This window comes from Rhabdaerophilum calidifontis, assembly GCF_008641065.1.
Lineage (GTDB): Bacteria > Pseudomonadota > Alphaproteobacteria > Rhizobiales > Beijerinckiaceae > Rhabdaerophilum > Rhabdaerophilum calidifontis.
Map to the genome: position 1 here is coordinate 78,616 of NZ_VTRS01000007.1, position 20,387 is coordinate 99,002.

Sequence of the window (20,387 nt, forward strand, 5' to 3'; positions counted from 1 at the left end):
GCCTTCTAGGGCGAAAGCGCGCAGCGCGGAAGTGGTATGGAAGAGGATACGAGCGGGATGGACGCTCCGGTTCTGGTTGAGGTCACGCGCGGCGGCATCGTCGAATCCGCGCATCGCGGCGCCGTGGCGGTGCTCGACGCGGCCGGCCGGCCGCTTCTGGCGCTCGGCGATATCGACCGCCCGGTCTTCCCGCGTTCGGCGGTGAAGGCGCTCCAGGCGCTGCCGCTCATCGAGAGCGGCGCAGCCGAGCGCTTCGGGCTGACCGATGCCGGGATCGCGCTCGCCTGCGCGAGCCATTCCGGCGAGCCGGAGCACGCGGAAACGGCCGCCGCGATGCTGGCCGCGGCCGGGCGCGATTCGCAGTGCCTCGAATGCGGGGCGCATTGGCCCATGGGCGATGCGGCGGCACGCGCCCTCGCGGCCTCCGGGCGGCAGCCGAGCGCGCTGCACAACAATTGCTCCGGCAAGCATGCCGGCTTCATCTGCCTGGCGCTGCACGAGGGGCACGATCCCCGGGGCTATATCGGCCCGGATCACCCGGCGATGCGCCGCGTCACCGCCGCGCTCGGCGAGATGACCGGCTTCGATCTCGCCCGGACCGCGCGGGGCATCGATGGCTGCTCGATCCCGACCTATGCGGTGCCGCTGCGCAACCTCGCGCATGCCTTCGCCCGCTTCGGAACCGGTGCGGGGCTCGCGCCGGATCGGGCGCGGGCCGCGGCACGCATCCGGGCGGCGGTGGCGGCGTCGCCCTTCCATGTCGCCGGCAGCGGTCGGTTCGACACGCTGGCGATGACGGCGCTCGGCGCCCGCGCCTTCGTCAAGACCGGGGCGGAAGGCGTCTATTGCGCGGCTCTGCCCGAAGCGGGGCTCGGCATCGCGCTCAAGATCGAGGACGGCGCCAGCCGCGCCGCCGAAATCGTCATGGCGGCGCTGATCGCGCGGTTCCTGCCGCTCGCGGCGCAGGAGGCGGCCGCGATCGCCGCGCTCGCCGACAAGCCGCTCACCAACTGGAACGGGGTGGAATTCGGCCGGCTCCGCCCGGCGCCGGCGCTCGCTGGCTGAGGCGCGCGCGGGCGATCATCGCCGCGACGAGCCATGTCAGCGCGTGCGCCATCCGCGCCCGGTCGGGGCGGGGATCGCGCCGCCGCCACGGCGCCTGCGGCATCGGCACATGCACGAACACGATCTCGGTGGGGGCCGGAAACGCGCCGAGCATGTGCCAATAGGCGAAATTGCAGACATAGCGCCCGGCGCTGAAGCTCGGTTCGGCCGGAACCCCGGCCTTCCGCAGCGCCCGCACCAGCACCGGCCCGGCATGGCGCCCGCGCCGGATCGCTCCGGCCGCCGGCGCGATGACAGCCGCGCCGGGGCGCGCCATGCCCGCATCGCGGTGGATGGCCGAGACGCGGTTCTGCGCGACCATCTCGACCCGGAGCCGCCGCGCGCGCGCCGCGACACCGAGCATGACCACGAAACGCGGCGGCGTCTGCGCCGCGAGCCGGGCGATCGTCTCGGCCACAATGCCGTATCGTGTTGGGAAGATCCCGGCCTCGATCCGCCAGCCGAGCCGGCGCCAGCGCCGATCCTGCGCGACGATCCGCGCGATCTCGGCGCTTGGGTTGCATGGCACGCGCGGGAAGGGGCCGAACCCGGTGATGAGCGCGAAATCGCCGGCTTCATCTTTTCGCCCGGTTTGGAGGTCAGGGAGCGGAAGGGGTCCGGTCCGGGCGCGCGGCATCAGGCTTGTTTCCGTTCCGCATTTCGTCCAATCCGGCAGGGAACAAGCCAGCAGGGGCCAAACGACCGCAACATGCCGCATTCTGACGCCGCTTTTCCGGCCACCGCAAGCCGTTTCCGCCTCTCGCGCCGCGCCTTTTTCGCCACGCTTGGCCTGCTGCCGCTCGGCGGTTGCATCGGCTCGACGCGGAGCTTCAACGCCCATGCCGGCAATACCCATGCCGGCGCCGTGCCGCTGGCGGCGGACCCGACCCTGCACGTGATCACCACCCGCCGTCTCGCCGGCAACGGCCGGACGGCGCCGTTCCTCGATTCAACGCGGGCCCGCGAGGCGCGCTATCTCCGCGCCCGTCTCGAGGCGCCGGACGGCTCGGTCTTCGGCCAGATCAACGCCCTTGTCGGCGGCGAGTTCGCGGTGACGCGCGTCGAGCCGGTCGAGGGGGCCGGGCCGCAGGCGGCGGCGGAAGCCCTGCGCGGGCGCGACACGCTGCTGTTCGTCCATGGCTACAACCAGAGCTTCGAGGCCGCGAGCCGCGATGCCGCGCAGCTCTCGAACGGCATCGGCTTCGCCGGCAACACGGCGCTCTTCGCCTGGCCGTCGCGGGGCGGGCTGCTCGATTACGGGTATGACCGCGAATCGGCGCTGCTCGCGCGCGATCCGCTCGTCGCCCTGCTCGCGGCACTGCTCCAGGATCCGTTCGGGGCGCGCCTGCATGTCGTCGCGCATTCCATGGGCACGCATCTGACGCTGGAGGCCCTGCGCGTCTACCGCGACCGCCACGGCGAGAAGGGCCTCGACCGGCTGGGCGCGCTCGTCTTCGCGGCGCCGGATATCGATGCTGACGTCTTCCGGGCCGGGCTCGACCAGATCGGCCCGTGGCGCGGCCGGCTGACCGTGATCAGCGCGACCAATGACCGCGCGCTCGATCTCTCGCGCCGGCTGGCGGGCGCCGCCCGCGCGGGCGCCCTGCCGCGCGCCGAACTGGAATCGCTCGGCATCCGGGTGATCGACGCCACCGACTTCGCCTCCGGCCTCGTCCGGCACGATGCCTTCGTCGCCAATGCCGATGTCCGCGCGGCGATTCGCCGCGCGGTCGAGCGCGCCTGACGCGGCCGTCAGACGAACTGGCCGAGGCCGGGGATGGCGCCCACGATCGCGCCCATCACGTCCTCGCCGGCCTTTTCCTGACCATAGGCGAAGACTTCCTTCGAAAGCCCCTGGATCTGGCCCATGCCGATCCCGGCGCCCATGAGCTGCTGGCCGAGCGCCATCACGCCGCCGCCGCCCATCATGCTCATCAGCCCGCCCATCAGGCCGCCGCCCTCGCCGGGCGCATGCGCTGCCGCGAGCGCCTCGGCGCCCGGCATCGCCGCCATGAGCTGGCCGATCTCGGCCTCCGGCCCTTCCTTCTTGAGGAAAGCCAGGATCATCCCGATGGCCTTCTCGGCGAGCGCGGCGTCGAGCCCGACATTGGTCACGACGCGATTGATCAGATCCTGCATGTTCCCCTCCGGTTCGGCGCCGAATGCGCGCCCGAACCGCTACGCGATGCCCGTGGCACTGGCAAGACGGTTTGGTTCACATGTCAACGATCACATGGCCGCAGCCCGCGCGGCCGTGACGATCGCGAACACGGCGAGCGCGGTGAAGAGGGCGATCGCGAGGCGGGGCATCGGCGTCTCCTGTCGGTTTCGGAACGCGGCCATCCTCGTCCGCCGCACCTGACCGGGCGCCTGCCGAAACCTTTCCGGAAGATGAAATCGGCGGGCCGCAGCCGTTTTGCGCCCCGCGAAAACCAGCTATAGCAAGCCCTGTCCAGGGCTTGGAGGGCATGATGGCGGCGGAAGACGGCACGATCCTGATCGGCAAGAGCGCGACGAAATTCGAACGGCTGATTCTCCGGCTCGCCAATCGCCACGGGCTCGTGACCGGCGCCACCGGCACCGGCAAGACCGTGACGCTCCAGAAGCTGGCGGAGGGGTTCTCGGATGCCGGGGTGCCGGTCTTCACCGCCGACATCAAGGGCGATCTTGCGGGGATCGGCGCCATGGGCAATGCGCTGCCGCCCTTCGTCAACCGCGCGAAGGAGATCGGCGTCGAATATCGCGCCGGGCAATATCCGGTCGTGTTCTGGGACCTGTTCGGCGAGCAGGGGCACCCGGTCCGCGCCACGGTGGCGGAGATGGGCCCGCTGCTGCTCTCCCGCCTGCTCGAACTCAACGAGGTGCAGGAGGGGGTGCTCAACATCCTCTTTCGCTACGCCGACGAGCAGGGGCTGCTGCTGCTCGACCTCAAGGACCTGCGGGCGCTGCTGCAGGAACTCGGCACCAACAAGGATCTCCAGGCCGAATTGCAGGCCGCCTACGGCAATGTCTCGCCCGCTTCGGTGGGGGCGATCCAGCGGCAATTGCTGACGCTGGAGAACCAGGGCGGGGCGCGCTTCTTCGGCGAGCCGGCGCTCGACATCCACGATTTCATGCGCCTGGACGAGGATGGGCGCGGCCATGTCAACGTGCTCGCGGCCGAGAAGCTGATGCAATCGCCGCGGCTCTACGCGACCTTCCTGCTCTGGCTGCTCTCGGAACTGTTCGAGACATTGCCGGAAGTGGGCGATCCCGAGAAGCCCAAGCTGGTCTTCTTCTTCGATGAGGCGCATCTCCTGTTCGAGAACGCGCCGCCGGCGCTGCTGGAGAGCATCGAGCAGGTGGTGCGCCTCATCCGCTCGAAGGGCGTCGGCGTCTATTTCGTGACGCAGAACCCGCTCGACGTTCCGGACAAGGTCGGCGCCCAGCTTGGCAACCGCGTCCAGCACGCGCTGCGCGCCTTCACCCCGCGCGAGCAGAAGGCGGTGCGCGCCGCGGCCGAGACCTTCCGCCCCAATCCGAATCTGAAGACCGCGGAGGTCATTACCCAGCTTGGCGTCGGCGAGGCGCTGGTCTCGGTGCTGGAGGGCAAGGGCGCCCCCTCGATGGTCGAGCGCACGCTGATCGCGCCGCCGGGTGGGCGGGTCGGGCCGCTGACGGCGGCGGAGCGTCAGGCGCTGCTGCGCGAGAGCCCGTTCCGGACCAAATATACCGAAACGATCGACCGCGAATCCGCCTTCGAATTGCTGGCGCAACGCGCGGAGGAGGCGGCCAAGGCCGCCTCCGGGGGCGGTGGCCTGCTCGGCTCGGTGCTCGGCGGCATCCTGGGCGGCGGCGCGGCACCTGCGCCGGGCCGGCGCGCCGGGGGGCGCCAGCCGCAGAGCATGACCGAGAAGATCGTCACCTCGGCCGCGCGCTCGGTCGCAACCTCGGTCGGCCGGCAGATCGGCACCGCGATCGTGCGCGGCGTGCTCGGGAGCCTGCTCGGCGGGAGGCGGTGATCCTCTCCGCCTTTCTCTCCGGGTTCGGCATCGGCTTCGGGCTGATCGTCGCCATCGGCGCGCAGAACGCCTTCGTGCTCCGGCAGGGCATCCTGCGCGCGCATGTCTTCGCGATCTGCCTCGTCTGCGCGCTCTCTGACGCGCTGCTGATCCTGCTCGGTGTCGCCGGGCTCGGCGCGCTGATCGAGGCCTTCCCGGCGCTGCTGACGGCGGTGACGCTGTTCGGGATCGGCTTTCTCGTCTGGTATGGCTTCTGCGCCCTGCGCCGGGCGCTCGCGCCGGCGGGGATGGCGGCGGAGGCGGGCGGCCCGGCCGGGCTCCGCGCGGCGCTCGCCACCTGCCTGACGCTGACCTTCCTCAACCCGCATGTCTGGCTCGATACGGTGATCCTGGTCGGCAGCCTCGCCGCGCCCTATTCCGGCCCGGCGCGTGCGGCCTATGCCGCCGGGGCCATGGCGGCCTCCTTCCTGTGGTTCTTCGGCCTCGGCTACGGCGCGCGGGCGCTGACGCCGCTTTTCGCAAGGCCCGCCGCCTGGCGCGTGCTCGATGCGCTGATCACGCTGGTCATGTTCGCGATTGCGGGGAAGCTCGCGCTCTGGCTAGTCTCGCGCTGACCCTCCCTCCAGATCCGGACAATCCCGATGTCTCTCGCCGCCGTTCTCGCCCGTCTCGATCGCGATCTCGACACCAACGCCCGCCGGCTGTTCGACTGGCTCGCCATTCCCTCGATCTCGACCGACCGCGCCTATGCCGGGGATGTCCGCCGCGCGGCGGCGCATCTCGTCGATGATCTGCGCTCCATGGGGTTCGAGGCCGCGGCGCGGCCGACGCCGGGGCACCCGGTCGTGGTCGGGCATCGGCGTCGGCCCGGCCGGCCGCATGTGCTGTTCTACGGCCATTACGACGTGCAGCCGGTCGATCCGCTCGAACTCTGGACCAACCCGCCCTTCGAGCCGCGGATCGTCGAGATCGAGCCCGGCCGCAAGGCGATCGTCGCGCGCGGGGCGGCGGACGACAAGGGCCAGATCATGACCTTCCTCGAAGCCTGCCGCGCCACCATCGCCGAGACCGGCGACCTGCCGATCTCGCTGACAGTGCTCGTCGAGGGCGAGGAGGAGAACGGCTCGATCAACCTGCCGGCTTTCGTCGAGGCGAACCGCGCCGAATTGCAGGCGGATCTGGCGCTTGTCTGCGACACCGGCATGTGGGATCGTGGCCGGCCGCAGATCACGTCGAGCCTGCGCGGCCTGCTCTACGAGGAGATCATCGTCCGCGCCGCCGATCGCGACCTCCATTCCGGCCATTTCGGCGGCACGGCGCAGAACCCGATCCATATCCTCGCGCGCATCATCGCGAGCCTGCATGATGCCGGCGGCCGGGTCGCGGTGCCGCATTTTTACGAAGGCGTGCACGAGACCGGCGCCAACCGGCTCGCGCAATGGGAGGCGCTCGGCCTTACCGAGGCGGATTTCCTCGGCACCGTGGGGCTCAAATTCGCCGCGGGCGAAAAGGACCGGACGCTGATCGAGAAGATCCAGGCCCGCCCGACCTGCGATTGCAACGGCATCTGGGGCGGCTATACCGGCGAGGGCACCAAGACCGTCATCCCGGGCGAGGCGCGGGCCAAGGTTTCCTTCCGCCTCGTCCATGACCAGGACCCGCAGGCGATCCAGCAGAATTTCCGCGCCTTCGTTGCCGCGCAGATCCCGCCGGATTGCTCGGTCGAGTTCATCGGCTACAAGGGCAGCCGCGCGGTGCAGGTGCGGGAGGACAGCCCGGAACTGCGCAAGGCGGTGGCGGCGCTCAAGGAGGAATGGGGAGTCGAGCCCGTGGTGCTCGGCCATGGCGGCTCGATCCCGATCGTCGGCGATTTCAAGCGCGTGCTCGACCTCGACGCCCTGCTGATCGGCTGGGGGCTCGACGACGACCGCATCCATTCCCCGAACGAGAAATACGACCTCGCCAATTTCCACAAGGGCCAGCGGAGCTGGGCGCGGATCATCGACGCGCTGGGGACATAGGCTGGGAGGGGTCTGCTTCACCCGCAGCACGAACCGGAACCGGTTCCGCGCTCCTTCCGGACAGGGGGGCAGGGGACTGATCCATAGGAGCAGAAGACACAGCAATCGCCCGGCTTCGGACGCAGCAGGGCATGGCACGACTCGCATTCATAGAAATATTGGCATGCATCATCGGGCATGCTCTCGGTCTTGACATGCCCGCAGGCAGGGCAGGTGATCTCTGAGAGATTGTCTATACTGATCATGAAATGCCTCCTTGTTCGTGCAGTTTGCCGAGGGATGAAAGATCGCGCATCACGGCCGCCGGCTCGAGCTCCGGATATTCCCCCGGCTGGCCGCTCCGGTTCACCCAGATTGGCGTGAACCCGGCATGGGCCGCCGCCGCCACGTCCCAGCGGTTCGAGGAGACGAAGACGATCTTTCGCGGCGGCGGGGCGCCCGCTTCGGCGCGCGCATGGGCGTAGACGGCGGGATCCGGCTTGAACCGCCCCGTCGGCTCGACCGTGATGACGTGGTCGAGCATGGCGCCGATGCCGCTCGCGGCGATGGCCGCCTCGACCATGCGCCGTGTCCCGTTCGTGAAGATCGCGGTGCGGTGCCCCGCGGCCTTGAGCGCGGCCAGGGCCGGCGCGACATCCGGATAGGCGTCGAGCAGGGCGCCGCGCAGGGCGGGATCGTCGATCGCAAAACGCGCCAGCGCGAAATCCAGCGCGCGCCCGGTCAGCGTCCAGAAATCGACCTCGCCGGCGCGGCCCATCAGCGTCATGGTCCAGCTGTATTCGAGCTGCTTCGCGCGCCACAGCGCCGAGAGCGCCTCGGCGCGCGCGCCGAGCGATGCGCCGGCCCGGGCCACGGCGGCATGCACGTCGAACAGCGTGCCATAGGCATCGAACATGAAAATGCGCGGCATGCCCGCCCCCTGAATTTTCGTTTCCGGCGACACTACCGGACAGAAAAATTTTCTGCGAGGGGCCTCACGGCGTGTTGACCGCCGCCGCGACACCCGGTCGAATGCGGTCATCCGCATGATCGGGAGGCAAGCAGATGGCGTGGTCCGAGACCTGGACCTTTTTCGACGGCGCCTGGCACGAGGGCAACCCGCCGATTCTCGGGCCGCGCAGCCACGGATTCTGGCTCGCCTCGAGCGTGTTCGACGGCGCGCGCATCTTCGAGGGCGTCGCCCCCGATCTCGACGCGCATGCCGCGCGGCTCGTGCGTTCGGCGGAAACGATCGGCCTGCGCTGTCCGGTCGAGGCGGCGCGCATTGTCGAGCTGACGCTGGAGGGCGCGCGGAAATTCGCGCCCGGCACCGCACTCTATGTCAAGCCCATGGTCTGGGGTGAGGGCGAGAAGGGCTCGGCCATTCTCCCCGATCCGGATGACAGCCGCTTCCTGCTCTGCCTGTTCGCGGCGCCGATGCCGGCGCCGGGCCCGTCCTCGATCACGCTTTCGCCCTATCGCCGGCCCTCGATCGAATGCATGCCGACCGATGCCAAGGCCGGCTGCCTCTATCCCAACAACGCCCGCGCCCTGCGTGAGGCCCGCGCGCGCGGCTTCGACAACGCGCTGCTGCGCGATCTCCTCGGCAATATCGCCGAAACGACGACCGCCAACATCTTCATGGCGAAGGACGGCGTGGTCTTCACCCCGGCGCCGAACGGCGCCTTCCTCAACGGCATCACCCGCCAGCGGGTGATCGCGCTGCTGCGCGCGGCGGGGGTAAGCGTGGTCGAGACGAGCCTGACCTATGCCGATTTCGCCGGCGCGGACGAGATCTTCTCCTCCGGCAATTACTCGAAGGTGATGCCGGTGACCCGGATCGACGACCGTGATCTCCAGCCCGGCCCGCTCTATGCCCGCGCCCGCGCCGCCTATTGGGATTTCGCGCACAGCCGCTGAGCGGCCGGTTGTGCCAGAATGAGGAAAGGCCGAATTTTCGCCCTTACCCCTCCTTAATCGGGGAGCATTAGCGTCACCCTGCGGTGATGGGACTTCGCCCCCCGGGGGCCTGCCCCCAAGGAATTCTCTGTGCCGCCAAAGGTTCGAGACCCTTTGCCGGAAAGGCCGCGCTCCCCCCGTCGCGGCCTTTCCCTTTTCGTGCGCCTATTTGCCCTTCCTGCGGAGCCATTCGCGCATGAAGGCGATCTCCTTCTCCTGCGCGGCGATGACCGCCTCGGCGAGCCTGCGCACCTCGGGATCCTTCCCATGCGCGAGCACGACCCGCGCCATGTCGATCGCGCCCTGGTGATGCGGGATCATGCCGCGGAAGAAATCGACATCGGCATCGCCCGAGAAGGCGATATCCATGTCGCGATGCATCTTCTCGTTTGCGGCGCGGAACCCGGCCGTTGCCGCCGATCCGGCGGGGCTGGCGGCATGCGCTCCGTGGGAACCGTGCTGCTGGGCGAAGGCGGCGCCTGCGGTGAGCGCCGCAAGCCCGGCAAGGAAGAAACGGCGGAACATCGGTCTGGGGTCTCCTGCCTCGTCTGGTCATCCTGATCATGCCGGAACGGACCGCTGCAATCAGGACATGGTTGGGGATGGCGCAGGAATCCTGTATGCCTCGCGCGGCGCGGTGTTCCGGACACCGCGATGATTGGGGGAAGGATCGCCATGGTCAACCGTCTGCTCGCCGGCGCCGCGTTCTCGCTCGGCCTTCTCGCCGCATCCGGGGCTTCGGCCTGGACACCGCCGCAGGTCGGAGCCGCCTGCAAGGGCGCGCGCGGGCCGGGTCCGAAACTCACCGCCATCGCCGGCAATTATCTCGGCGGGCGGCATATCCGCGACGGCATCGTCGATTGGAAATCGTTCCAGGGCTGCTTCCGCACCGCCGAGGCCTGCGAGATCTGGCTTGCCGGCCAGGCGCGCCGCTTCCCCGTCACCCCTTCCCGCGCGACCTGTGTCAGCGTGACGCTGCGCTGACCGGGAGCCTCACCCGGCGGTGGGCCTGCGCAGCGTGAGGGGAATGCGCGCGAGGCGGAAGCCCAGCACGACGATCCCCCCATAGAGCAGGCCGCCGCCCAGTCCGAGCGCCGCGAGTCGCGCGATCGGGGGCAGGCCGGCCAGCGGAGCGGCGAGCGCGGCGAAGGCCGCCGCCAGCGCGCTTCCGGCGACGAGGATCACGGCAAGCGCCCGGCCCAGCAGTGCATCCGGCGCGGCCTTGCCCTGCCGGATCGCGAGCCCGGCGAGGATCGCGAGATTGACGAGCGCGCCGAGCGAGGTGGCGAGCGCCAGGCCGGCCGCGCCATGCTCGCGCCAGAGCAGCAGCTTCAGCGCCAGATTGAGCGCGAGCCCGCTCAGCGAGGCTAGGAGCGGCGTCGCGGTATCGCCCCGCGCGGTGAAGCTCGCGACTGCCGAGCGGATCGCGATCGCTGCCGGCAGGCCGAGCGCGTAGGCGGCAAGCACGCCCGCCGTCGCCTGCGTGGCGGCGGCATCGAAGGCGCCGCGCTCGAAAAAGGCCTGGACGATGAGATGCGGCAGCACGAGGAAGCCGACGAGGAACGGCGCCGCCGCGAGCCAGCCGAGCACCAGCGCGCGGTTCTGCGCCGCATACGCTGCCTCCGGCCGGTTCTCGGCCAAGAGCCGGCTCATCTCCGGCACGATCACCGTGCCGGCGGCAATCCCGATCACCCCGATCGGGAGCTGGTAGAGCCGGTCGGCGTAATAGAGCGCCGAGGCGCCGCCCGGGGGCAGGAAGGTCACGATGATCGTGTCCATGAACATCGCGATCTGCACCCCGGCGGCCCCGATCACCGCCGGGACGAAGGCGCGGAAGAACCGCGCGAGTTCCGGGTCCGGCCGCGGCAGGCGCGGCGGCGCGATGAGCCCGGCCCGCGCGGCGGCGAAGGCGAGCAGGCCCGCCTCCAGGATGCCGGCCGCCAGCACGCCCCAGGCTGCCGCATGCGCGAGGCTGGGAAACAGCCCCCCGGCGAGCAGTGCGCCGATCATCGCCGCATTGAGCAGGATCGGCGCCGCCGCGCCGGCGACGAAGCGCTTCTCGGCGTTGAGCACGCCCTTCCACAGCACCATCAGCGTGACCAGCGCGAGATAGGGGAAGGTGATGCGCGTGAGTTCGGTCGCAAGCCCGAACAGATCCGGCCGCGCCGCGAAACCCGGCGCCAGGAGCCGCACCGCCACGGGCGTGAAGATGAGTACCAGCACGAGCAGCAGCCCCTGCGAGCCGAGCACCAGCGCCAGGATCCGCCCCTGGAACAGCGTCGCCGCCTCCGCGCCGATCTGCGCGCGGATTCGGGTCAGGGCGGGCACGAAGGCGTTCTCGAACGCGCCCTCGCCGAAAATGGCCCGGAAATGATTGGGCAACCGGAAGGCGACCGTGAAGGCATCCATCATCTGCCCGGCGCCGAGGCTGCCGGCGAGCAGGATGTCGCGCAGGAAGCCGGTGATGCGCGACAGCAGCGTCCAGAACCCGACGGAGAGGAAGGCGCGGATCATCGCGAGGCGGCGCCGGCGGGCTCAGCCGGCCGGCATGTTGCGGCCGCGGCGCTGCTCGCCGGCGCGCTCGCGCCGCTCGATCGCTTCCGCCTCCCGCACAACCGCCTCGCCCGCATGCCGCGACCCCACCTCCTCGGCGACGATGTAGAGCGGCCGCCGCTTCACCTCGGCGAAGATCCTCCCGACATATTCGCCGATCACGCCGAGGAAGACGAGCTGGATCCCCGAGAACAGCATGACCGACACGATGAGCGAGGGGAAGCCCGGAACATCGACCCCCAGCAGCAGCGTGCGTGCGACGATCAGCAGCGCATAGGCGAAGGCGATCAGCGAGATGACGAGGCCGAGATAGGTCGCGAGCTTCAGCGGCAGCGTCGAGAAGGAGGAAAGCCCGTCGAAGGCGAAGCGGGTCAGCTTGCGGTAATTCCATTTCGATTGGCCGTGCAGCCGCTCGCCGACCTCGAAGGGCACGCCGATCGACCGGAACCCGACCCAGGCATAGAGCCCCTTCGAGAAGCGCGCGCGCTCGCCGAGCCGGCGCATCGCATCGACGACCTTGCGGTCCATCAGCCGGAAATCGCCGGCGCCCGGCGGCAGCGGCGTCTCCCCGAACCGCGCGAAGAGCCGGTAGAAGAGTTCAGTGAACCAGCGCCGTACGGGACCATCCGCCGAACGGTCGATGCGCTGGCCGAAGACCATGTCGTAGCCCTCGCGCCATTTCTCGACGAAGACGGCGATCATTTCCGGCGGATGCTGGAGATCGGCGTCGATCAGGATCACGGCCCGGCCATGGGCATGGTCGAGCCCGGCGGCGATGGCGATCTCCTTGCCGAAATTGCGGCTGAAGGCGAGGCCGCGGATGCGCGGATCCGCCCGCGCGGCGCGGCTGATGCGGGCGAAGGTATCGTCCTGCGAGCCGTCATCGATGAACAGGATCTCGAACCGCTCGACGAGCCCCTCCAGGACGGGGACCAGCCGCGCCACCAGGGCCTCGATATTCTCGCCTTCATTGAAGGCCGGCACGACAATCGACAGGTCGGGATGCTGCATCGTATGACACTCGGGCGGCGGCGCGCGTTCCGGGCGCCGCGGAACCGTTCTTTGCACCCATGCCGATGAATGCAAGCGAAATGAATGCGGAGCCGGAGATCGGAGCGCAAACACGCGGCTTCGCGCTGGTGGCCGATGATTTCGCGATGACGCCGGCGGTGACGCGCGGCATCCTGCGCCTTGCGGAAGCCGGGCGCATCAATGCCACCGGCGCGATGACGAACCGGCCCGCCTGGCCGGAGGCGGCGCGGGCCCTGCGCGGCCTTGCAGGCCGGCTCGATCTCGGCCTGCATCTCAACCTCACCGCCGGGCAGGCGCTGACGGGCGCCTCGGCGCTGGCGCCGGGCGGCGCACTGCCGCGCCTTGCGCCGCTGATCGCGCGCGGGCTGGCCGGGCGCTTGCCGCTGCCGGCGCTCGCGGCCGAGATCGAGGCCCAGCTCGACGCCTTCGAGCAGGCGACGGGCGCGGCGCCCGATTTCATCGACGGCCATCAGCATGTCCACGCCATGCCCGGCATCCGCCGGGTGCTGCGATCGGTGCTGCTGCGCCGCTATCCCGGCGCGAAGCCCTGGCTTCGCGATGCCGGAGACCGGCTTGCCGCGATCCGCGCGCGCCGGGTCGAGGCGCGCAAGGCGGCGCTGGTCGCGGCGCTGACGCGTCCCTTCGCGCGCGCCATGCGCGAAGCCGGCTTCCGGCTCAATGCCGGCTTCGCCGGATTTTCCGCCTTCGACCCCGCCGCGGATTACGCCGAGCAGTTCCGCACCTACCTGGTCGCGCCCGGCGCGCGGCATCTGGTGATGTGCCATCCCGGCGAGGTCGATGACGAACTCCGCGCCCTCGACCCCGCGACCGGCAGCCGCCCGAACGAGATCGCCTTCTTTCTCTCGGAGCGCTTCGCCGGGATCTGCGCCGAGGCCGGCATGAAGCCGGCGCGGTTTTCCGAACTCTGACGCCGCCCGGCCGCCCGGCCCCAACCCCGGACCCCCGATGACCAGCCTCACCCCCGCCCATCTCTATCCCGTGCTGCTGCTCGCCGCCTCGAACGTCTTCATGACCATCGCCTGGTATGGGCACCTGAAATTCAAGGGCACGGCGCTGCCGGTCGTGATCCTGGCGAGCTGGGGCATCGCCTTCATCGAATATTGCCTCGCCGTGCCGGCGAACCGCATGGGACATCAGGTCTATTCGGCGGCGGAGCTGAAGACCATCCAGGAGGTGATCACGCTCCTCGTCTTCGCCGGGTTCTCGGTCTTCTATCTCGGCGAGAAGCTGACGCCGAACCACGCGATCGGCTTCACGCTGATCTGCGCCGGCGCCTGGTTCGTCTTCCAGGGGCGGGGCTGATCCGCCGAAGGTCGAACCCGCCGGGCCTGACCAAGATCATTGGCGGGGCGGTGCTCGCGCTGCTAAGGAAAAGCGGAGTGCATCCGAAAAGGGGAACCCGCATGAGCCAGACGATGGACCGGCCGAAAGAGATCATCGAATTCTGCCTGAAGCCGCTCGGCCTCCAGAAGGACGACCCCGCCTATGAGGAGGTCTATCGCCGGCTCGAGCACGTGATCCGCACCTATCAGGGCCAGCTCGCCAAGGCCAAGGCGCCGGTGGCGGTGGATTTCTCGCAGATGCGCACGCTCACCATCAACGAGGACGCGCACGGCCAGGATTGAGCCGGCTAGTTGAGCGCCACGCCGCGCCGCGAGAGCTGGAAGCCGGCGCCGTCATCGCGCCGGCACAGGATTCCGGCCTCGGTGCTCTCGCAGGTGAAGGGCGGCTGGCGCCACACCGTGCCATACCGCAGCACCGGCCCCGCTCCGCAGCACGACGGGTCGCCGACATTTCGCATCACCTGCACCGCGCCGCGTGCGCGCAGCACAACCCGGAGGTAGCTCGGCGCCGCCCGATCGCAGACCAGTTCGGCGATGCCGCCCTGCGGCCGGTAGACCGACGCTCCGGCCGGCCCGGTATAGGTGCATTCGACATTGCCGGAGGGCATGACGAACGTCTCCTGCTGGGCGAGGGCGGGGCTGGCGGCCAGCCCCAGCACGATGGCCGTCGCGGGCATGATGCGGCGCGCGCGTGTCGCGGGTTTCGGGGCGGTGATCGTTCGGCGTGACGGCATGGCCCCTCCGGTTGCATGTGCTGTCATCCGCGCGGCGGCATCAGCGCTGCCGCCGCGGCAATCCGGAACCTTGCGGAAACATCCGGATTGCTTCCCCTGCGCGCGCGACGACGTTTCGCCTCAGATACCGGCCTTCTCGGCCAGTTCCGCCACGTAATCCCAGTTCACGAGATGGTCGACGAAAGCCTTGAGGTAATCGGGCCGGCGGTTGCGGTAATCGATGTAATAGGAATGCTCCCACACGTCGCAGCCGAGGATCGGCGCCGCGCCATGGACAAGCGGGCTCTCGCCGTTCGGGGTCTTCATGACGGTGATGCGGCCGTCCTTTACGGCGAGCCAGTTCCAGCCCGAGCCGAACTGCGTCACGCCGGCCTGGATGAAATCTTCCTTCATCTTCTCGACCGAGCCGAGATCCTCGATGATCTTCTTCTCAAGCCGGCCGGGGATCGCGCCGCCGCCATTGGGCTTCATCCAGCGCCAGAAATGGATGTGGTTGAAATGCTGGCCGGCATTGTTGAAGAGCCCGGCATTCTTGCCGAACGAACCCGTCACGATCTCCTCGAGGCTCTTACCCTCGAATTCCGAACCCTTGAGCAGGTTGTTGCCGTTGTTCACGTAAGCGAGGTGATGCTTATCGTGATGATATTCCAGCGTTTCCTTCGACATGTAGGGCTGGAGCGCGTCATGGGCGTAAGGCAGGTCCGGCAGGGTGAAGGACATCGCGATCGATCCGTGGCTCGGGTGGGGTGAGGGGCGGGGCCCAGAGGCCCGCCCGCGCTTAATTAGGTCCTGCAAGGCGGCATGGCAATCGCCGGGCGGCACGGCCGCGCGGGCCCGCAACCGCAGCGTTAGGCATAACCGCGAATCGCGCGTGATGTTTGCCGCCGCTAAGCGTATCTTTACCTTAACGGCGCGGAATGTCTGGTTGTCCAGGGCCGGAGTTAGACAGGCATGGTTTTGGTGATCCATCTTCTCGCCTTCGGCATGATTGCCGCAGGCATTGCGTCCCTCCTCATCGGCACGAGCCTTGTGCCGACCGACCTTGGTTTCAGCTATGCCCAGGTCGGCGCCATCTTCCTCGCTTCCGGGGTCGTCACGCTCGCAATCGGGCTCGCGACCCGCGCCCTGAGCCGCGCGCTCGAACGGATCACCGCGCCGCAGCCGCTCCGCGTCGAAGCGGAATCGCCCGCCCGCGCGCCCGGGCTCGCCGGCGCGGAGGCGGTGATCGCCGCGGCGGGAGGAGGAGCGCTGGTCGCCGGAGCGGCGCTGGCGGCGGACCAGACGCGTGGATCCGTAGCGGAATCCGCGGGCGAGCCTGTCGCGGGTGCCACGCCGATGCCGCCTGTATCCGCCATGCCGGACCCCATGATGCCGGACCCCATGATGCCGGAACCCGCCTTTGCCGAGCCGCGCATTCCGGAGCCGAGCCTCCCCGCATTCCCGACCCCCGAATTCCCGCCCCCCGAAGCCCGTATTCCCGAGGCCCGCATTCCCGATGCCCGGAGCCCGGAATTCCGTCCCGCCCCGCCGGCGCCGCAGCGCGATCTTTTTGGCGATCTCGCGCCGCCGCCCGCCCCGGATTTGGATGCTGGCCGGATAGGCATGGCACTGGAAATCCCGGTGCCGCCGCGCGCCGCGGAAACCCCCGCCGACACACCTTCCGCCGTGGAGCTGCCCGCGACGGAACCCGTCGCGGCTCTGGACGCCGCCAATCCTGCAGATTCTGCGGCCGACGCCTCGCCGGAAGCGCCGGAGGCCGGCGCATCTCCCGAAACGCCGCCGGTTCCGGGGTTGATCGCGGATGCCGATCTTGCCGCCATCGCCGAGGCGGAGGAGCCGCCGCTGGCGCCGATCGAAACGCTCGATATCGTCGGCTCCTACGATTCCGCCGGAACCCGCTTCACGATGTACTCGGACGGCTCGGTAACGGCGGTCGGTCCCGACGGCGAGCGGCGCTTCCGCTCGCTCGAGGCGCTGCGCCGCCATCTCGACCAGCAGCTCGGATGAGGCTCACGCCGCCGGCGGCGCGCCCCCGGTTCCCGCAAGGCCGGTGACGGCTAGCGCGAAGGCATAGACCAGCGCCACGTCGTCGAGCTGTTCGAACCGGCCGGAGGCGCCGTCATGCCCGGCGCCCATATTGGTCACGAGGAAGACCGGGCCGCCCCCGGTCATGGTCGCACGCAGCCGTGCGACGAATTTCGCGGGTTCCCAATAGGTGACGCGGGGATCGGTCAATCCCCCGATGAGCAGCATGGGCGGATAGGGGCGCGCGGCGATGTTGTCATAGGGCGAATAGGCCCGCATCGCCGCGAACGCCGCGGCATCTTCGATCGGGTTGCCCCATTCCACCCATTCCGGCGGCGTGAGCGGCAGGGTCGGGTCGAGGATCGTGTTGAGGCTGTCGACGAAGGGCACTTCCGCGACGATCCCGGCGAATTTCTCGCCGGCCATGTTCGCAACCGCCCCCATCAGCATGCCGCCGGCCGAGACGCCATGCGCCACGATCCGTCTCGGCGCCGCGTAGCCTTGCGCCACGAGGAAATCGGCCGCGGCGATGAAATCGGTGAAGCTGTTGATCTTCTTTTCGCGCTTGCCCTCGCGGTACCAGCGGAACCCCTTCTCCATGCCGCCGCGGATATGCGCAACGGCATGGATGAAGCCGCGGTCGACAAGGCTCAGCCGGTCGGTTTCGAATCCGGCATCCATCGCGTGGCCATAGGCGCCGTAGCCATAGAGCAGGCAGGGCGCCGTGCCGTCGACCGGCGTGTCGGCGCGCCGCAGCAGCGTTACCGGCACCCGCTCGCCATCGGCGGCCGGCGCGAAGACGCGCTCGACGAGATAGGCCGCCGGGTCATGCCCCGAGGGCACCTCCTGGCGCTTTACCAGAATCTCGGCGCCGGTCTTGAGATCGCGGTCGAGGATGGTTTCCGGCTCGTTCGGCGCGGTGAAGGCGAGGCGGAGCGTGTCGGACGCGAATTCCAGCCCGACGCTGGCCCCGATCTCGCCCACGGCCGCGCGCGGCGCGAAATGCTGCTCGGCGCCGCTTCGCCAGTTCCGGGCATGGACGCGCGGGCCATCCTCGCCGAGATCGGACCAGATCAGCCAATCCTTCAGGACGAAGAGCGAGAGGATCGCGCGGCCGGGGCATTCCGGCACGAGGATTTCGGACCTGCCGAGATCCGTCTCCCCGACCGGCAGCGCCACGATCCGATAATCGGCCGCGCCTCCCTGGTTGGTGCGGATGATGAAGCGGCCCTCATGGTGATCGAGTTCGTATTCCACCCCCTGCACGCGCGGGAAGACCGGCTCGGCGCGCTCGACCGGGTCGTCGAGATCGAGGAGCAGGATCTCGCTCGTCTCGTGATCATGCACCGAGATGAAGCCGAAACGCTCGTCCTGGGTGATGTCGAGGCTCACGAACCAGCCGGTATCGGCCTCGCGATAGATCTCTACATCCTCCTTCTGCCGGGTGCCGAGCACATGGCGCAGCACCCGGAACGGACGCTGCGAGGCATCGAGCGCGACATAATAGAAGAACCGGCCTGAGCGGCCCCAGATCACCTCGCCGCTGGTGCGGACCAGCCTGTCCCGGTCCTTGCCGGTCGAGAGGTCGCGCACGCGGATGACATAGCTCTCCGCCCCGGTCGTGTCTGCCGCCCAGGCAAGAAGGCAATGGTCGGGCGAGATTTCGCAGCCGCCGAGATCGAAATACGCATGCCCTCTGGCCTCGCGCGGCCCGTCGATCAGGATCTCCTCCCGTCCCCCCGCCACCGGGCGGCGGCAATAGAGCGGATATTGCTGCCGCTTGCGGAACCGCTCGTAATAGAGGAAGGCGCCGTCCTTCATCGGCGGCTCGGCATCATCCTCGCGCATGCGCCCGCGCATCTCGGCGACCAGCGTCTTGCGCAGCGCGGCGAGCGGCCGGAAGGCCGCGGCGGCGTAGCGATTCTCGGCGCAGAGATAGCGGCCGATCTCCGCCGGCAGCGTCTCCGGCGCCTCGATCACCCGTTGCCAGTTGCGCGCGCGCAGCCAGGCATAGGGATCCTCGATCAGGACGCCGTGGACGCGGCGGCGTTTCGGCTTCCGCATCGCCAGCGGCGGCTTGCGGTCGAGATGGGGGAAGGCGGGATGTTCCGGGCGCATGCGGCGGCGATGCGGCAAGGCGCGGACGCCGTCAAGCCTCGGCGTCGGCGGTGAAGGTCAGGGCATGGCCGTTCATGCAATAGCGCAGCCCGGTGGGAGGCGGCCCGTCCGGGAAGACATGGCCGAGATGCCCGTCGCAGGTTGCGCAGCGGATCTCCACCCGTCGCATCCCGTGCGATCGGTCGTCGAGCTCGATGACCGCATCCGGCGTCACGGTGGCGAAGAAGCTCGGCCAGCCGCAGCCGGATTCGAACTTGGTGTCCGAGCGGAAGAGCGGCGCGTGGCAGGCGGCGCAGGAGAAGGTGCCGAGCCGCTTCTCGTCGAGATGCGGGCCGGTGAAGGCGCGCTCCGTACCCTGTTCGCGCAGGATGCGGAACTGCTCCGGGCTCAGCATCGCCCGCCATTCCGCCTCGGAGCGGATGATCTTGGGTTTCATGGTCTTCTCTCTCTCCTGTAGAAGCGCTTGCCGGCAAGAAATGCGCGTCCCGGCGCCGCGAACAAGAGCACGAGAGCCAACTTTGCGGCCGTTCTTGTCCTTGCAGGATCAAGATTGCGTCAGAGCGATGTTATTTGATGTGGATCATCGCAGTTTTTCATTGAAGGCCTTGAAACTGTGCGCAGAGATAACCAAACACAGTGCAAGGTCTGATTCTCGTTTTTCGGGTGCTGGGTGCTGTCGCCGCCAGTCCTGAAGCGGTTTCGCCAGGTTTTTGTTTGGGTGCGTTTCGCGCATATCGCCGGGGGGCGGTGAAACCACGCGCGCTGAAAGAGAAGGAAGAGCACAATGTCAGGCGCAGTCGAGAACAGCGAATTGATTGAACTGACGGCCGAAATCGTTTCGGCCTATGTCAGCAACAATTCGGTTCCGACCGGAGAATTGTCTGGTCTCATCAACGACGTCTATCTGGCGCTGACGCGTGTCGGCACGGCTCCGGCCGAAATCGTCGCCGAGCCGCTGAAGCCGGCCGTTCCGGTGAAGAAATCCGTGCACAACGATTTCATCATCTGCCTGGAGGACGGGAAGAAATTCAAGTCGCTGAAGCGGCATCTGCGCACACAGTACAACATGTCGCCCGAGCAATATCGCGAGAAATGGGCGCTGCCGCCGGATTATCCGATGGTCGCGCCGAATTACGCGGCCGCGCGCTCGCGCCTCGCCAAGGAAATGGGCCTCGGCCAGCAGCGCCGCCGCGGGCGCTGAGAGCGGCCGGGATCGCCGGCTCCGGCCGGTCGGAAGGGCGCCTCGGGCGCCCTTTTTCATGGGCGGCACGGCGTGCTGCCGGCTTCGGTCGCTCGCCGGAATAGGCGCGGCGGGTCTGCGGCTATGCGCGGATTGCGATGTACCCGATTGGCGCAAAATTCATTGTGAACCCTAGAACGAGGATAAAATAGGAATAAAAACTTACGACCTGATCTTTCTCCTTGAACTTCAACACGATGCAACCCTAGCGTTGCGGCGGGGAGTTGAGGTGGCTGGAGCTGATCATGGCGTCTTGC

At 68.9% G+C, this 20,387-nt stretch carries 23 protein-coding genes; 12 read left to right on the forward strand and 11 right to left on the reverse strand.

Annotation, left to right across the window (positions count from 1 at the left end):
- Positions 1 to 57: 57 nt before the first annotated feature.
- Positions 58 to 1,065 carry an asparaginase gene (locus FWJ24_RS11865; RefSeq protein WP_150288054.1) on the forward strand — a complete coding sequence of 336 codons (1,008 nt, stop codon included), beginning with the start codon at positions 58 to 60 and terminating at the stop codon, positions 1,063 to 1,065.
- Here the strand turns inward: FWJ24_RS11865 and FWJ24_RS11870 are convergent.
- Entirely contained in the window at positions 1,004 to 1,822 is an 819-nt protein-coding gene (locus tag FWJ24_RS11870; RefSeq protein ID WP_342788614.1) for a pyroglutamyl-peptidase I family protein, read from the reverse strand. The genes FWJ24_RS11865 and FWJ24_RS11870 overlap by 62 nt on opposite strands.
- Here FWJ24_RS11870 and FWJ24_RS11875 point away from each other — a divergent pair.
- Complete coding sequence (locus FWJ24_RS11875) at positions 1,814 to 2,848, forward strand: alpha/beta hydrolase (protein WP_166443688.1); 1,035 nt, start codon at positions 1,814 to 1,816, stop codon at positions 2,846 to 2,848. The genes FWJ24_RS11870 and FWJ24_RS11875 overlap by 9 nt on opposite strands.
- 8 nt (positions 2,849 to 2,856) lie before the next feature.
- Here FWJ24_RS11875 and FWJ24_RS11880 read toward each other — a convergent pair whose 3' ends face one another.
- Positions 2,857 to 3,243: a DUF2267 domain-containing protein gene (locus FWJ24_RS11880; protein WP_150288057.1), complete on the reverse strand. Its 387-nt coding sequence runs from the start codon at positions 3,241 to 3,243 to the stop codon at positions 2,857 to 2,859.
- 332 nt (positions 3,244 to 3,575) lie between these two features.
- On the opposite strand from FWJ24_RS11880, the gene FWJ24_RS11885 reads away from it, so the two are divergent.
- From FWJ24_RS11885 to FWJ24_RS11895, 3 genes are read left to right on the forward strand one after another with little or no spacing between them, the layout of a single operon-like run.
- On the forward strand, positions 3,576 to 5,105 hold the full coding sequence (locus FWJ24_RS11885) for a helicase HerA-like domain-containing protein (protein WP_150288058.1): 1,530 nt from the start codon (positions 3,576 to 3,578) through the stop codon (positions 5,103 to 5,105).
- Positions 5,105 to 5,719, forward strand: coding sequence for a LysE/ArgO family amino acid transporter (locus FWJ24_RS11890; protein WP_150288135.1), 615 nt, complete (start codon positions 5,105 to 5,107; stop codon positions 5,717 to 5,719). Before FWJ24_RS11885 ends, FWJ24_RS11890 begins: the two co-directional genes overlap by 1 nt.
- Before the next feature lie 27 nt (positions 5,720 to 5,746).
- On the forward strand, positions 5,747 to 7,126 hold the full coding sequence (locus tag FWJ24_RS11895) for a M20/M25/M40 family metallo-hydrolase (RefSeq protein WP_425468934.1): 1,380 nt from the start codon (positions 5,747 to 5,749) through the stop codon (positions 7,124 to 7,126).
- A gap of 17 nt (positions 7,127 to 7,143) precedes the next feature.
- Here the strand turns inward: FWJ24_RS11895 and FWJ24_RS14825 are convergent, their stop codons facing one another.
- Together FWJ24_RS14825 and FWJ24_RS11905 are read right to left on the reverse strand one after the other, a co-directional pair.
- On the reverse strand, positions 7,144 to 7,371 hold the full coding sequence (locus FWJ24_RS14825; protein WP_150288060.1) for a GDCCVxC domain-containing (seleno)protein: 228 nt from the start codon (positions 7,369 to 7,371) through the stop codon (positions 7,144 to 7,146).
- Entirely contained in the window at positions 7,368 to 8,036 is a 669-nt protein-coding gene (locus tag FWJ24_RS11905; RefSeq protein WP_150288061.1) for a haloacid dehalogenase type II, read from the reverse strand. The genes FWJ24_RS14825 and FWJ24_RS11905 overlap by 4 nt, the downstream gene beginning before the upstream one ends.
- Before the next feature lie 134 nt (positions 8,037 to 8,170).
- Here FWJ24_RS11905 and FWJ24_RS11910 point away from each other — a divergent pair, with 134 nt between their 5' ends.
- Positions 8,171 to 9,025, forward strand: a complete 855-nt coding sequence (locus tag FWJ24_RS11910) for a branched-chain amino acid aminotransferase (protein WP_150288062.1) — start codon at positions 8,171 to 8,173, stop codon at positions 9,023 to 9,025.
- A 204-nt stretch (positions 9,026 to 9,229) separates the two neighbouring features.
- Here the strand turns inward: FWJ24_RS11910 and copM are convergent, their stop codons facing one another.
- Positions 9,230 to 9,589, reverse strand: a complete 360-nt coding sequence (gene copM, locus FWJ24_RS11915; RefSeq protein ID WP_150288063.1) for a CopM family metallochaperone — start codon at positions 9,587 to 9,589, stop codon at positions 9,230 to 9,232.
- 129 nt (positions 9,590 to 9,718) lie between these two features.
- On the opposite strand from copM, the gene FWJ24_RS11920 reads away from it, so the two are divergent.
- Entirely contained in the window at positions 9,719 to 10,048 is a 330-nt protein-coding gene (locus FWJ24_RS11920; protein ID WP_206110837.1) for a hypothetical protein, read from the forward strand.
- A gap of 9 nt (positions 10,049 to 10,057) precedes the next feature.
- Here the strand turns inward: FWJ24_RS11920 and murJ are convergent, their stop codons facing one another.
- Positions 10,058 to 11,578 carry a murein biosynthesis integral membrane protein MurJ gene (murJ, locus tag FWJ24_RS11925; protein WP_150288065.1) on the reverse strand — a complete coding sequence of 507 codons (1,521 nt, stop codon included), beginning with the start codon at positions 11,576 to 11,578 and terminating at the stop codon, positions 10,058 to 10,060.
- A 21-nt stretch (positions 11,579 to 11,599) separates the two neighbouring features.
- Complete coding sequence (locus tag FWJ24_RS11930) at positions 11,600 to 12,628, reverse strand: glycosyltransferase family 2 protein (RefSeq protein WP_150288066.1); 1,029 nt, start codon at positions 12,626 to 12,628, stop codon at positions 11,600 to 11,602.
- A gap of 80 nt (positions 12,629 to 12,708) precedes the next feature.
- Here FWJ24_RS11930 and FWJ24_RS11935 point away from each other — a divergent pair, with 80 nt between their 5' ends.
- The 3 genes from FWJ24_RS11935 (at position 12,709) to FWJ24_RS11945 (ending at position 14,295) form a co-directional block, all read left to right on the forward strand.
- Complete coding sequence (locus tag FWJ24_RS11935) at positions 12,709 to 13,578, forward strand: ChbG/HpnK family deacetylase (RefSeq protein WP_150288067.1); 870 nt, start codon at positions 12,709 to 12,711, stop codon at positions 13,576 to 13,578.
- Positions 13,579 to 13,615: 37 nt separating this feature from the next.
- The gene (locus FWJ24_RS11940; protein ID WP_150288068.1) at positions 13,616 to 13,972 is read left to right on the forward strand and encodes a DMT family protein; all 357 of its coding nucleotides are present in this window, start codon (positions 13,616 to 13,618) and stop codon (positions 13,970 to 13,972) included.
- Between the two features lie 101 nt (positions 13,973 to 14,073).
- Positions 14,074 to 14,295: a hypothetical protein gene (locus tag FWJ24_RS11945; RefSeq protein ID WP_150288069.1), complete on the forward strand. Its 222-nt coding sequence runs from the start codon at positions 14,074 to 14,076 to the stop codon at positions 14,293 to 14,295.
- A 5-nt stretch (positions 14,296 to 14,300) separates the two neighbouring features.
- Here FWJ24_RS11945 and FWJ24_RS11950 read toward each other — a convergent pair whose 3' ends face one another.
- Positions 14,301 to 14,747, reverse strand: coding sequence for a hypothetical protein (locus FWJ24_RS11950; protein WP_150288070.1), 447 nt, complete (start codon positions 14,745 to 14,747; stop codon positions 14,301 to 14,303).
- Between the two features lie 120 nt (positions 14,748 to 14,867).
- Positions 14,868 to 15,467, reverse strand: coding sequence for a superoxide dismutase (locus FWJ24_RS11955; RefSeq protein WP_150288071.1), 600 nt, complete (start codon positions 15,465 to 15,467; stop codon positions 14,868 to 14,870).
- Positions 15,468 to 15,698: 231 nt separating this feature from the next.
- Between FWJ24_RS11955 and FWJ24_RS11960 the strand changes: the two genes are divergently transcribed.
- Positions 15,699 to 16,754 carry a hypothetical protein gene (locus FWJ24_RS11960; protein WP_150288072.1) on the forward strand — a complete coding sequence of 352 codons (1,056 nt, stop codon included), beginning with the start codon at positions 15,699 to 15,701 and terminating at the stop codon, positions 16,752 to 16,754.
- 3 nt (positions 16,755 to 16,757) lie between these two features.
- On the opposite strand, the gene FWJ24_RS11965 is transcribed toward FWJ24_RS11960, so the two are convergent.
- Both FWJ24_RS11965 and msrB read right to left on the reverse strand, forming a co-directional pair.
- Positions 16,758 to 18,890 (reverse strand): S9 family peptidase, encoded by a 2,133-nt coding sequence (locus FWJ24_RS11965; RefSeq protein ID WP_150288073.1) that lies wholly within the window; start codon positions 18,888 to 18,890, stop codon positions 16,758 to 16,760.
- 31 nt (positions 18,891 to 18,921) lie between these two features.
- Entirely contained in the window at positions 18,922 to 19,326 is a 405-nt protein-coding gene (gene msrB / locus FWJ24_RS11970; protein WP_150288074.1) for a peptide-methionine (R)-S-oxide reductase MsrB, read from the reverse strand.
- A 348-nt stretch (positions 19,327 to 19,674) separates the two neighbouring features.
- On the opposite strand from msrB, the gene FWJ24_RS11975 reads away from it, so the two are divergent.
- On the forward strand, positions 19,675 to 20,091 hold the full coding sequence (locus FWJ24_RS11975; protein WP_150288075.1) for a Ros/MucR family transcriptional regulator: 417 nt from the start codon (positions 19,675 to 19,677) through the stop codon (positions 20,089 to 20,091).
- Positions 20,092 to 20,387: the final 296 nt, after the last annotated feature.

Bases quoted from the DNA above. Each gene is read 5' to 3' on its own strand.
- FWJ24_RS11935 (WP_150288067.1), top strand. From the start codon at position 12,709: ATGAATGCGGAGCCGGAGATCGGAGCGCAAACACGCGGCTTCGCGCTG.
- FWJ24_RS11930 (WP_150288066.1), bottom strand. From the start codon at position 12,628: ATGCAGCATCCCGACCTGTCGATTGTCGTGCCGGCCTTCAATGAAGGC.
- FWJ24_RS14825 (WP_150288060.1), bottom strand. From the start codon at position 7,371: ATGATCAGTATAGACAATCTCTCAGAGATCACCTGCCCTGCCTGCGGG.
- FWJ24_RS11950 (WP_150288070.1), bottom strand. From the start codon at position 14,747: ATGCCGTCACGCCGAACGATCACCGCCCCGAAACCCGCGACACGCGCG.
- msrB (WP_150288074.1), bottom strand. From the start codon at position 19,326: ATGAAACCCAAGATCATCCGCTCCGAGGCGGAATGGCGGGCGATGCTG.
- FWJ24_RS11865 (WP_150288054.1), top strand. From the start codon at position 58: ATGGACGCTCCGGTTCTGGTTGAGGTCACGCGCGGCGGCATCGTCGAA.
- FWJ24_RS11920 (WP_206110837.1), top strand. From the start codon at position 9,719: ATGATTGGGGGAAGGATCGCCATGGTCAACCGTCTGCTCGCCGGCGCC.
- copM (WP_150288063.1), bottom strand. From the start codon at position 9,589: ATGTTCCGCCGTTTCTTCCTTGCCGGGCTTGCGGCGCTCACCGCAGGC.
- FWJ24_RS11885 (WP_150288058.1), top strand. From the start codon at position 3,576: ATGGCGGCGGAAGACGGCACGATCCTGATCGGCAAGAGCGCGACGAAA.
- murJ (WP_150288065.1), bottom strand. From the start codon at position 11,578: ATGATCCGCGCCTTCCTCTCCGTCGGGTTCTGGACGCTGCTGTCGCGC.
- FWJ24_RS11895 (WP_425468934.1), top strand. From the start codon at position 5,747: ATGTCTCTCGCCGCCGTTCTCGCCCGTCTCGATCGCGATCTCGACACC.
- FWJ24_RS11965 (WP_150288073.1), bottom strand. From the start codon at position 18,890: ATGCGCCCGGAACATCCCGCCTTCCCCCATCTCGACCGCAAGCCGCCG.
- FWJ24_RS11960 (WP_150288072.1), top strand. From the start codon at position 15,699: ATGGTTTTGGTGATCCATCTTCTCGCCTTCGGCATGATTGCCGCAGGC.
- FWJ24_RS11975 (WP_150288075.1), top strand. From the start codon at position 19,675: ATGTCAGGCGCAGTCGAGAACAGCGAATTGATTGAACTGACGGCCGAA.
- FWJ24_RS11945 (WP_150288069.1), top strand. From the start codon at position 14,074: ATGAGCCAGACGATGGACCGGCCGAAAGAGATCATCGAATTCTGCCTG.
- FWJ24_RS11905 (WP_150288061.1), bottom strand. From the start codon at position 8,036: ATGCCGCGCATTTTCATGTTCGATGCCTATGGCACGCTGTTCGACGTG.
- FWJ24_RS11955 (WP_150288071.1), bottom strand. From the start codon at position 15,467: ATGTCCTTCACCCTGCCGGACCTGCCTTACGCCCATGACGCGCTCCAG.
- FWJ24_RS11910 (WP_150288062.1), top strand. From the start codon at position 8,171: ATGGCGTGGTCCGAGACCTGGACCTTTTTCGACGGCGCCTGGCACGAG.
- FWJ24_RS11875 (WP_166443688.1), top strand. From the start codon at position 1,814: ATGCCGCATTCTGACGCCGCTTTTCCGGCCACCGCAAGCCGTTTCCGC.
- FWJ24_RS11870 (WP_342788614.1), bottom strand. From the start codon at position 1,822: ATGCGGCATGTTGCGGTCGTTTGGCCCCTGCTGGCTTGTTCCCTGCCG.
- FWJ24_RS11940 (WP_150288068.1), top strand. From the start codon at position 13,616: ATGACCAGCCTCACCCCCGCCCATCTCTATCCCGTGCTGCTGCTCGCC.
- FWJ24_RS11880 (WP_150288057.1), bottom strand. From the start codon at position 3,243: ATGCAGGATCTGATCAATCGCGTCGTGACCAATGTCGGGCTCGACGCC.